The 9,845-nt window shown below is 67.6% G+C and carries 10 protein-coding genes; 4 read left to right on the forward strand and 6 right to left on the reverse strand.

The genetic code is table 11. The features are described 5' to 3' along the window. The 4 genes from parE to V7702_RS15285 form a co-directional block, all read left to right on the forward strand. Positions 1-1,873: DNA topoisomerase IV subunit B (gene parE / locus V7702_RS15270; protein ID WP_335650939.1), on the forward strand; the 1,873-nt coding region annotated here is incomplete at its 5' end. 165 nt (positions 1,874-2,038) lie between these two features. Beyond that, positions 2,039-3,667 (forward strand): DEAD/DEAH box helicase, encoded by a 1,629-nt coding sequence (locus V7702_RS15275; RefSeq protein ID WP_335650940.1) that lies wholly within the window; start codon positions 2,039-2,041, stop codon positions 3,665-3,667. 124 nt (positions 3,668-3,791) lie between these two features. Then, a complete protein-coding gene (locus V7702_RS15280; protein ID WP_335650941.1) occupies positions 3,792-4,847 on the forward strand; it encodes a GGDEF domain-containing protein in 1,056 nt (351 codons plus the stop codon). Positions 4,848-4,932: 85 nt separating this feature from the next. Further along, positions 4,933-5,736, forward strand: coding sequence for an enoyl-CoA hydratase/isomerase (locus V7702_RS15285; protein WP_335650942.1), 804 nt, complete (start codon positions 4,933-4,935; stop codon positions 5,734-5,736). Between the two features lie 3 nt (positions 5,737-5,739). On the opposite strand, the gene V7702_RS15290 is transcribed toward V7702_RS15285, so the two are convergent. The 6 genes from V7702_RS15290 to V7702_RS15315 form a co-directional block, all read right to left on the reverse strand. Then, a complete protein-coding gene (locus V7702_RS15290; protein ID WP_335650943.1) occupies positions 5,740-6,144 on the reverse strand; it encodes a HesB/IscA family protein in 405 nt (134 codons plus the stop codon). 15 nt (positions 6,145-6,159) lie between these two features. Beyond that, positions 6,160-6,519 carry an SUF system Fe-S cluster assembly protein gene (locus V7702_RS15295; protein ID WP_335650944.1) on the reverse strand — a complete coding sequence of 120 codons (360 nt, stop codon included), beginning with the start codon at positions 6,517-6,519 and terminating at the stop codon, positions 6,160-6,162. 5 nt (positions 6,520-6,524) lie between these two features. Continuing rightward, a complete protein-coding gene (locus tag V7702_RS15300) occupies positions 6,525-7,739 on the reverse strand; it encodes a cysteine desulfurase (protein WP_335650945.1) in 1,215 nt (404 codons plus the stop codon). After that, positions 7,739-8,779 (reverse strand): Fe-S cluster assembly protein SufD, encoded by a 1,041-nt coding sequence (gene sufD, locus V7702_RS15305; protein ID WP_335650946.1) that lies wholly within the window; start codon positions 8,777-8,779, stop codon positions 7,739-7,741. The genes V7702_RS15300 and sufD overlap by 1 nt, the downstream gene beginning before the upstream one ends. Beyond that, positions 8,776-9,522 carry a Fe-S cluster assembly ATPase SufC gene (gene sufC, locus V7702_RS15310; protein ID WP_335650947.1) on the reverse strand — a complete coding sequence of 249 codons (747 nt, stop codon included), beginning with the start codon at positions 9,520-9,522 and terminating at the stop codon, positions 8,776-8,778. Before sufC ends, sufD begins: the two co-directional genes overlap by 4 nt. Further along, on the reverse strand, positions 9,522-9,845 hold a 324-nt coding region (locus V7702_RS15315), incomplete at its 5' end, for a hypothetical protein (protein WP_335650948.1). The genes sufC and V7702_RS15315, both read right to left, overlap by 1 nt.

Here is a 9,845-nt window from a genome sequence, read left to right on the forward strand (position 1 = left end):
GCCGGGCATGTATATCGGCGGCACCGACGAGCGGGCGCTGCACCACCTGTTCGCCGAGGTGCTGGACAACGCCATGGACGAGGCCGTCGCCGGCCACGCCAAGTTCATCGAGGTGCATCTCGACGCGGACGGCTATCTGAGCGTCAGGGACGATGGCCGCGGCATTCCCGTCGATCCCCACCCCAAGCACCCAGGCAAGTCAGCCCTGGAAGTCATCATGACCGTCCTGCACTCGGGCGGGAAATTCTCCGGCAAGGCCTATGAGACCTCCGGCGGCCTGCACGGGGTGGGCGTCTCGGTGGTCAACGCCCTGTCCGAACGGGTGGAGGTCACCGCCTGGAAGGACGGCTTCGAATGGAGCCAGGCCTTCGCCCGCGGCAAGCCACTGGGATCGATCGAGAAGGGCCAACCGACCCGCAAGCACGGCACGGCGATCCGTTTCCTGCCTGATCCGCAGATCTTCGGCGAAGGCGCGGCCTTCAAGCCCGCCAGGCTGTACCGGATGGCCAGGTCCAAGGCCTATCTGTTCGGCGGGGTGGAAATCCGCTGGAAATGCGATCCGGCCCGTATCCAGGACCAGACGCCGGCCGAGGCCGTGTTCCGCTTCCCCAACGGCCTGGCCGACTATCTGGCTGAGCAGGTGGAGAAGGTCGAGACCGTCACCCCCGAACCCTTCGCCGGGCGCTTCGCCCGCCAGGGCGAGGCGGGGGCCGTAGAATGGGCCATCACCTGGACCGCCGAGGGCTTCGGCGAGGCCGACGGCTTCATGCGGTCCTACTGCAACACCGTGCCGACGCCCGAAGGCGGCACCCATGAGGCTGGCCTGCGCGCCGCCCTCACCCGCGGCCTCAAGGCCTATGCGGAGCTGACCAACGAGAAGCGCGGCGCAGTCATCACCGCCGAGGACGTGCTCGCCCAGGCCGGCGCCCTGATCAGCGTGTTCGTGAAGAACCCCGAATTCCAGGGCCAGACCAAGGAGCGCCTGTCCTCCAGCGACGCCCAGCGCCTGGTGGAGGCCGCCCTGCGCGATCCCTTCGACCACTGGCTGACGGCCCAGCCCAAGGCCGCCAGCACCCTGCTGGCCTTCGTCATCGACCGCGCCGAAGAGCGGCTGAAGCGGCGCAAGGACCGCGACGTGGCGCGGTCCTCGGCCACCCGCAAGCTCCGCCTGCCCGGCAAGCTGGCCGACTGCGCCATCCAGGCCTCGGCCGGCACAGAGCTGTTCCTGGTCGAGGGCGATTCGGCCGGCGGCTCGGCCAAGCAGGCCCGCGACCGCCGCACCCAGGCCATCCTGCCCCTGCGCGGCAAGATCCTGAACGTGGCCTCGGCCGGCGCCGACAAGCTGGTGGCCAACAAGGAGCTCAGCGATCTCCTGCTGGCGCTGGGCGTCCAGACCGGCGCCAAGTTCCGCGAGGAAGACCTGCGCTATGAGCGCATCGTCATCATGACCGACGCCGACGTGGACGGCGCCCACATCGCATCCCTGCTGATCACCTTCTTCTACCGCACCATGCCCGACCTGATCCGGGCCGGACGACTCTTCCTGGCCCTCCCCCCGCTCTACCGGATCAGCCATGGGGGCAAGACGGTCTACGCCCGCGACGACGCCCACCGCGAGGAGCTGATGGCCACTGACTTCAAGGGCAAGAAGCCCGAGATCGGCCGCTTCAAGGGCCTGGGCGAAATGATGCCGGCCCAGCTCAAGGAAACCACCATGGACCCGGCCAAGCGCATCCTGGCGCGGGTGACCCTGCCGCGGGCCGAGGAGTCGGTCATCGACCTTGTCGAGGCCCTGATGGGCCGCAAGGCCGAACTTCGCTTCCGCTTCATTCAGGAGAATGCGGAATTCGCCACCGAAGATCTCGATGTCTGAGACCTGCCGCATTGTGCGAACAATCGGCGCTCCATGGACCCGCGGCGCCGTGTCATGCGTTGACTTGAAAGCGCTTCCGCCTATGTTCCGCGGCGCGCGTCGATCACGCCGCGCTTGTCGATCGGGGGCGCAACTTGACGTCCGCTGATCTTGATTTGCCGATGAATGACTGAATTTTCCTCTCTGGGCCTGTCGGATTCGACGCTGAAGGCCATCGCCGAAACCGGCTACACTGACGCCACGCCCATCCAGGAGGCGGCCATTCCGGTCGCCCTGGCCGGTCGCGATGTCCTGGGCATCGCCCAGACAGGCACGGGCAAGACCGCCGCCTTCACCCTTCCGATGATCGACCGCCTTGCTGCGGGCCGGGCCAAGGCCCGCATGCCCCGGGCGCTGGTCATCGCGCCGACCCGCGAGCTGGCCGACCAAGTCGCCTCCTCCTTCGAGCGGTACGCCAAGTATCATCGCCTGAGCTGGGCCCTACTGATTGGCGGCGTCTCGTTCGGCGATCAGGAAGCCAAGCTCGACCGGGGCGTCGATGTGCTCATCGCCACGCCGGGCCGTCTGCTGGACCATTTCGAGCGCGGCAAGCTGCTGCTCACCGGCGTGCAGATGCTGGTGGTCGACGAAGCCGACCGCATGCTCGACATGGGCTTCATCCCCGACATCGAACGCATCTTCAAGATGACGCCGCCGCGCCGCCAGGTGCTGTTCTTCTCGGCCACCATGCCGCCGGAGATCACCCGCCTGACCAAGCAGTTCCTCAACGATCCGACCCGGATCGAGGCGAGCCGCCCGGCGACCACGGCCGAGACCATCACCCAATACATCTGCGACCTGCCGGTCTCGGACTCCAAGGCCAAGCGCGCAGCGCTGCGCGCCCTGGCCGAACGGGCCGACGTCAAGAACGGCATCGTCTTCTGCAACCGGAAGACCGAGGTCGATATCGTCGCCAAGTCGCTCAAGACCCACGGCTTTGATGCCTCCCCGATCCATGGCGACCTGGACCAGGCGACGCGCACGCGAACTCTGGAAAGCTTCCGCAAGGGCGAGCTGAAGTTGCTGGTGGCCTCCGACGTCGCCGCACGCGGCCTCGATATCCCAGCCGTCAGCCACGTCTTCAACTACGACGTCCCGCACCATGCCGACGACTATGTGCACCGGATCGGCCGTACGGGCCGTGCCGGCCGCACTGGCGAGACCTACATGATTGTCACCCCGGCGGACTCCAAGTCCCTGGACAAGGTGCTGAAGCTGATCGGCCAGACCCCGCAGAAGGTCGATCTCGACCTCGACTGGGCGAGCCTGACCGACGAGCGCGGCGGACGCAGCGGCGGTCGCAGCAGCAGCGGTCGCAGCGCCGGCGGCCGTGGGGGCGAATCCCGTTCCTCCAGCCGCAGCCGCCGTCCGGAACGGACAGAGCCGGCAACCGAACCCACCCCAGCTGTCGAGGCCGCAGCGCCGGCCCCGGCCATCTCGGAAACGGTTGAGGAAAAGCCCCGCCGGAGCCGCTCGCGCAGCCGTTCGGCTGAGGCGCCAGCCGCTGCGCCGGCCCAGGCGTCCCCCGTCGAACCGGAGGCCAAGCCCCGGGAGACCGCCCGCCGCGAACGCCCGGCCCGCAAGGCTGAAACGCCGCCAGAAGCCACGCCGGCGCCTCGCCAAGGTCGGGCTGAACGCCCGATCCGGGGTGTGAAGACCCGCGATGAGGCTGATGACAACCGCAACGGCGTCCGCGGCTTCGGCTCCGACACGCCGGCCTTCCTGCTGCGCCCCACGCCCACCCGCGACGACTGATATCAGCGCACGCCGAGCTCGGCTTTAACGGCTCGTTCGGCTCTGCCCGCTAACCTCTGTTCGACGAATAAGGGGAATATCTGCGGTCCCGAGAGGCGACAGCGGAGGGCGGGGAACACGACAAATGTCTCAAGAAGTCGAGACCAAGCTCCGAGGGCCGGAAGGCTTCACTCTGGCGCGCAAGGCCATCGAGCAGATGGAGCGCCATGGAATCTGGCCTACAGCGGTCAATTTTGAACTCTGGGTCAACTATCTGGCTGACCCAGACGGGGCGCTGGGCCAGGAAATCACCCGCCTGCTGCAGATCGGCGACGCCTTCACCGATTCCGTCAGCGAAGGACTGGCCGCCCTCTACCTGCCCAAGGCGAAGCTCAACGACCAGATCCGCGACACGGGCGATCAGTTGAGCCGCGAACTGGCCTCGGTCTCGGCGGCCATCAACTCGGCCAAGAAATCCAGCGAAGCCTACGGCCTGACCCTGGCCACCGCCTCGCAATCGCTCACCGCCGAAGCCGGCATCGCCAGCCTGGAGGCCACGGTGAAGACCTTGGCCGGCGCCACCCAACGGGTGGAGGCCGAGAACAAGTCCCTGGAACGGCGCCTCAGCGAATCCTCCAGCGAGGTGGCCCGGCTTCGCGAACACCTCGAGCAGGTGCGCCGGGACGCCACCACCGACGGCCTGACCAACCTGGCTAACCGCAAGGCCTTCGACGACGAGCTCGAACGCGCCTGCCAGGAGGCCGACGCCACCGGTCACAACCTGACCTTGGCCCTCATCGATATCGACCATTTCAAGGGTTTCAATGACACCTGGGGCCACCAGACCGGCGACCAGGTGATCCGCTATGTCGCCAGCGTCATCGGTCGGCTGGGCGCTACGCCGCGTCTGGCGGCGCGTTACGGCGGCGAGGAATTCGCGATCATCTTCCCGGGCGAGGATCACCATGCCGCCTTCGCCACCCTGGAGGAAATCCGTCAGGAGATCGCCTCGCGGGTGCTTAAGCGGCGTTCGACCAATGAAGATCTGGGCAAGATCACCGTCTCGGCCGGCTTCGCCGAACGTCGACGGGGCGAGAGCGGACATAATGTCATGGAGCGAGCCGACGGCGCCCTCTATGCCTCCAAGCACGGCGGACGCAATCTCGTCAGCATGGCCGATCCCATCCCCAATGCGGCCTGAACCGGCGCCGGCCATTCCCTCCTTGGCTGACGCCGCGTAGGTTCCTCCAGGATCGCGGCCAACGCGACGCAGTACGGAGGACGCCATGACCTATCAGAAGATCAAGACCTCGGTCGCCGAGGGCGTGGCCGTCGTCACCCTGTCCGATCCGGGCACGCTGAATGCCGCTGGCCTCGACCTGATGGCAGAACTCCAGGACGCCATGGACGGCTTCGCCAAGCCGGACTCCGGCGTGCGCTGCGTGGTCATCACCGGTGAGGGCCGAGGCTTCTGTTCAGGCGCCAACCTGTCGGGCCGCGCAGATCCTGCGCCGGCCGCCGCCAGCAAGGAGCCGCCGGATTCCGGCTCGGCCCTGGAGCGAATCTACAACCCCTTCGTCACCGGCCTTCGGAACTATCCGATCCCCATCGTCACGGCGGTGAATGGAGCTGCGGCCGGCATCGGCTGTTCGCTGGCCCTGATGGGCGACCTGATCGTGGCTGGTGAAAGCGGCTACTTCCTGCAGGCCTTCCGCCGGATCGGCCTCGTGCCGGACGGCGGGGCGACCTATCTGCTCAGCCGCATGGTCGGCAAGGCCCGGGCCATGGAGCTCACCCTGCTGGGCGAGAAGCTGCCGGCCCGCACGGCCCTGGAATGGGGCCTGATCAACCGCTGCGTGCCCGACGCCGAGCTGATGGCGACCGCCATGGAGCTGGCCCGCGCCCTGGCCGACGGGCCCAAGGCGCTCGGCTATATCCGCAAGCTGGTCTGGGACGGTCTGGACGCCGAATGGGCCGAACAGCTCCACGCCGAGCGGGTCACGCAACGCGACGCCGGACGCACCGAGGATTCCCGCGAGGGCGTCATCGCCTTCCTGGAAAAGCGGCCCGCCAAGTTCCAGGGCCGCTAAGGCTTAAGCGTCCAGTTCGGCGTCCTGCGGCACGATGGTGACGCTCTCACCGCAGCCGCAGGCGTCGGTCTCGTTGGGATTGCGGAACACGAACTTGGACGACAGCTTGGTGGTCTCGTAGTCGATCACCGTGCCGATGAGGAACAGCACGGCCTTGGGCTCGATCAGGATGGTCACGCCCTTGTCCTGCACGACTTCGTCCATGGGATCGGCGGTCTCGGCATATTCCAGGACGTATTCCTGTCCGGCGCAGCCGCCGTTCTTCACCCCGACCCGCAGGCCGGCATAGGGCTTTTCCGCCCGCGCCATGATCTCCTGCACCCGGGCCGCAGCCGTCTCCGTCAGGGAGACCACCTGGGGCCGGGGACGGCGCGCGCGGGGGGCTGGCGTGATGCTGAGGTTTTCCATGATCAGAATATGGGGTCAGAACATGTTCAATTGAAGCTTGGCCTCGTCCGACATCCGCGAGGGATCCCATGGCGGATCAAAGACCAGCTCGACATTGCAGGATTTGAGGCCGGGAATCTCCATCACCGCGTCCTGCACCCAGCCGGGCATCTCGCCAGCCACCGGGCAGCCCGGCGCGGTCAGGGTCATGTCGATGGCCACATCCTTCTGGTCGGACACATCCACCTTGTAGATGAGGCCGAGCTCGTAGATGTCGACCGGGATTTCCGGGTCATAGACCGACTTCAGCTTGTCGATCAGCTGGTCGGTCAGGGCGTCGAGCTCCGCCTTTGACAGCGGCGCTGCGTCCTCGGTGTGGGTGGGGGCGTCATCCATGGCGTTCACGCGAAAAAAGCTTGAGTCTTGGAAAGGGATTGGACGAAAGCATCGATATCGGCCTCGGTATTGTAGAGACCGATCGAGGCTCGGGCGCTGGAAGTCACGCCAAAGCGCCGCATCAGCGGCTCGGCGCAGTGGGTCCCCGCGCGGACGGCGACGCCGTAACGGTCGAGGATCTGGGCCACGTCATGGGCGTGGGCGCCCTCCATCATGAAGGACAGGATGGCGCCCTTGTTCGGCGCCTCGCCGATCACGCGCAGCCAGTTGGCGCCGGCCAGCCCCTCCATCATACGATCGTAGAGCCGGGCCTCGTGGGCGGCGATGGCGGGACGGTCCAGGCCGTTCATCCATTCGATCGCCGCCCCCAGGCCGATCGCCTCGATGATCGGCGGCGTGCCGGCCTCGAACCTGTGGGGCGGATCGGCATAGGTGATCGCCTCCTCGGTCACCAGAGCGATCATCTCCCCGCCCCCCTGATAGGGCGGCAGGTCGGCCAGCCGCTCGGCCTTGCCATAGAGGATGCCGATGCCGGTCGGGCCATAGAGCTTGTGGCCGGAGAAGACATAGAAGTCGGCGTCGATGGCCTTCACGTCCACCGGCTGGTGGACGATGGCCTGGCAGCCATCGACCAGGACGAGGGCCCCGGCCTCGTGCGCCATGCGCGCCATGTCCATCGCCGGATTGACGGTCCCAAGCACGTTGGACATGTGGCTGAAGGCGACGACCTTGGTGCGCGGCCCCAGCATCTGCCGGAAGGCGTCCAGGTCGAGTTCGCCCGTGTCCGTCACCGGCGCAAAGCGCAGGACCACGCCCAGGCGCTCGCGCAGGAAGTGCCAGGGGACGATATTGGCGTGGTGCTCCATCTGGGTGAGCAGGATCTCATCGCCAGCCGCCAGCGTGCCGGCCAGGCCCGCGGCCACCAGGTTGATCGCCTCGGTGCCGCCCTTGGTGAAGACGACCTCGCCCTCGTCGGCATTGATGAAGCGCGCCACCGAGCGGCGGGCGGCCTCATAGGCCTCAGTGGTTTCATTGGCCAGCGTGTGCAGGCCCCGGTGAACGTTGGCGTAGGAATGCTCCATCGCCCCGGTCATGGCCTCGATCACCGCCCGCGGCTTCTGGGCCGAGGCCGCAGAGTCCAGATAGACCAGCGGCTTGCCGTTCACCTGTCGCTGCAGGATGGAGAACTCGGCCCGCACGGTTTCCACGTCGAAGGCCATCAGGCGATCTGCCCATCTTGCGCCCAGGACCGCAGGTGCTCGCGCACAGCCTCAGTCTCGATCCGGTCTATGACCTCGCCGATGAAGGCCTCGGTGAGCATGGCCCGGGCCACATCCTCGGGCATGCCCCGCTGGCGGGCGTAGAACAGGGCGTCCTCGTCCAGGGCGCCCACCGTATTGCCGTGGGCGCAGGCCACGTCGTCGGCGAAGATCAGCAGCTCGGGCTTGGCGTCCACCTCGGCCCGATCCGACAGGACCAGCGCATGGTGGCCCATGCGCGCATCGGTGCGGTCGGCGCCGGGGCTGACCGTAATGCGGCCCTGGAAGACCGCCCGGGCCTGATCATCGACCACGCCCTTGATGAGCTGATCGGTGGTCCCGTCCGTGCCGGCGTGATTCACCGCGCTGGTCAGGTCGGCATGGCCGCGGCCGCGCACCCGATAGGCGCCGTCCATCCGCACCGCGGCGTCGCAGCCGGGATGGGTGACACGGGTCTCCAGCCGCTGGCGTTTGGCGCCGGCGGTCAGCGTGGTCTGGGCCAGTCGCGCCCGTGGGGCGAGGTCTACCGTGGCGGTGCTGACGCTGACGGCGTCCTCGTCATCCTGGGCCAGGATGATCCGCTCCAGCACGGCGTCCTCGGCAAGGGTGATCGCAAGGTTCGCATCGGCGAGGTAGCTCGCCGCCAGGCCCTCATAGGACTCCAGCAGGGTCAGGCGCGCGCCGGCGTCCAGGCTGATCGACAGGCTCGCCCCATGGGCGGTCGCCGCCGTGGCCGAGACGAAGCGCAGCCGAACGATGCGGGTTTCGCCCGGCGCCAGTCGTAGCAGGGCTTCATCGCCTAGCGTACGGCCGTTGACCACCAGGATCTCGGTCTCGCCCAGGTCGCCGAACGGACCAGGCTTAGCCGGCGCCGCCACCGCCGGCGACGGCGCGGGCAGCTCGCGGATCAGGGCGCGCAGGTCGGTCCAACGCCAGTCCTCGTCACGACGGCTGGGCAGTTGGGCGACGTCACGGTCGCGGAGGGCGGCGGCGAGGGTCAAGCGGCCCTCGCATACTTGTCATAGCCTTCGCGCTCCAACTCGTGGGCCAGCTCCGGCCCGCCAGAGGCGGCGATGCGACCCGCGGCCAGGACGTGGACCTTGTCGGGGCGGATATAGTCCAGCAGCCGCTGATAGTGGGTGATCACCAGCATCGCGCGATCTGGGCTGCGCAGGGCGTTGACGCCGTCGGCGACGATCTTCAGCGCGTCGATGTCGAGGCCGGAATCGGTCTCATCCAGGATCAGCAGGCGAGGCGAAAGCATCGCCATCTGAAAGATTTCCATTCGCTTCTTCTCACCACCCGAGAAGCCGACGTTCAACGGCCGCTTGAGCATGTCGAAGTCGATTTTGAGCTGGCCAGCCACCTCGCGGGCGCGCTTCAGGAACTCCGGGGCGCTGACCTCTGGCTCGCCGCGGGCCTTGCGCTGAGCGTTCATCGCCGTGCGGATGAAGGTCATGGCCGGAACGCCGGGAATCTCCAGCGGGTACTGGAACGACAAGAACAGGCCGCGGGCGGCCCGCTCATCCGGCTCGAGCGCCAGCAGGTCCTCGCCGTCCAGGGTCGCCGTCCCCTCCGTCACCTCATAGCCCTGACGGCCGGTCAGGACGTAGGACAGGGTCGACTTGCCGGCGCCGTTGGGGCCCATGATCGCGTGGACCTCGCCGGCCGGCAGGTCGAGGGTCAGGCCCTTCAGGATTTCAGCCTCGGCGACGCGGGCGTGCAGGTTGTTGATCGACAGCATCAGCGGGTCTCGTCAGCCAGGAATTGGGCCATGATCAGCAGGGCGTCCTCGACGCTCTCGGCGAACTGCTGCTTGCGGGGCGCCGCCGAGGTGGTGGCGTTGCGCTTGTCGGCGGCGGTGACGCTGACGCGGCCGTCTTCGAAATAGGCGGCGATGCGATAATCCGCATGGTCCAGGGTCACCGTGTAGCGACGTCGCTCCAGCACCAGGTCACGCGCGGCGAGGAACTCGGCGTCCTGGCCCAGAGCCGCCTCCAGCGCCTCGGCGCGGTCGAGATCTTCGGCCTGGCGCTGCATCTCGGCTTCCTCGCGGGCGCGGCGCTC

Origin of the sequence: Phenylobacterium sp. (assembly GCF_036963605.1) — a bacterium.
Taxonomy (GTDB): Bacteria; Pseudomonadota; Alphaproteobacteria; order Caulobacterales; family Caulobacteraceae; genus Phenylobacterium.

What these genes read in the sequence shown, in the direction of transcription:
- V7702_RS15275 (WP_335650940.1), top strand. Translation starts at nt 2,039, where the DNA reads ATGACTGAATTTTCCTCTCTGGGCCTGTCGGATTCGACGCTGAAGGCC.
- V7702_RS15280 (WP_335650941.1), top strand. Translation starts at nt 3,792, where the DNA reads ATGTCTCAAGAAGTCGAGACCAAGCTCCGAGGGCCGGAAGGCTTCACT.
- V7702_RS15285 (WP_335650942.1), top strand. Translation starts at nt 4,933, where the DNA reads ATGACCTATCAGAAGATCAAGACCTCGGTCGCCGAGGGCGTGGCCGTC.
- V7702_RS15290 (WP_335650943.1), bottom strand. Translation starts at nt 6,144, where the DNA reads ATGGAAAACCTCAGCATCACGCCAGCCCCCCGCGCGCGCCGTCCCCGG.
- V7702_RS15295 (WP_335650944.1), bottom strand. Translation starts at nt 6,519, where the DNA reads ATGGATGACGCCCCCACCCACACCGAGGACGCAGCGCCGCTGTCAAAG.
- V7702_RS15300 (WP_335650945.1), bottom strand. Translation starts at nt 7,739, where the DNA reads ATGGCCTTCGACGTGGAAACCGTGCGGGCCGAGTTCTCCATCCTGCAG.
- sufC (WP_335650947.1), bottom strand. Translation starts at nt 9,522, where the DNA reads ATGCTGTCGATCAACAACCTGCACGCCCGCGTCGCCGAGGCTGAAATC.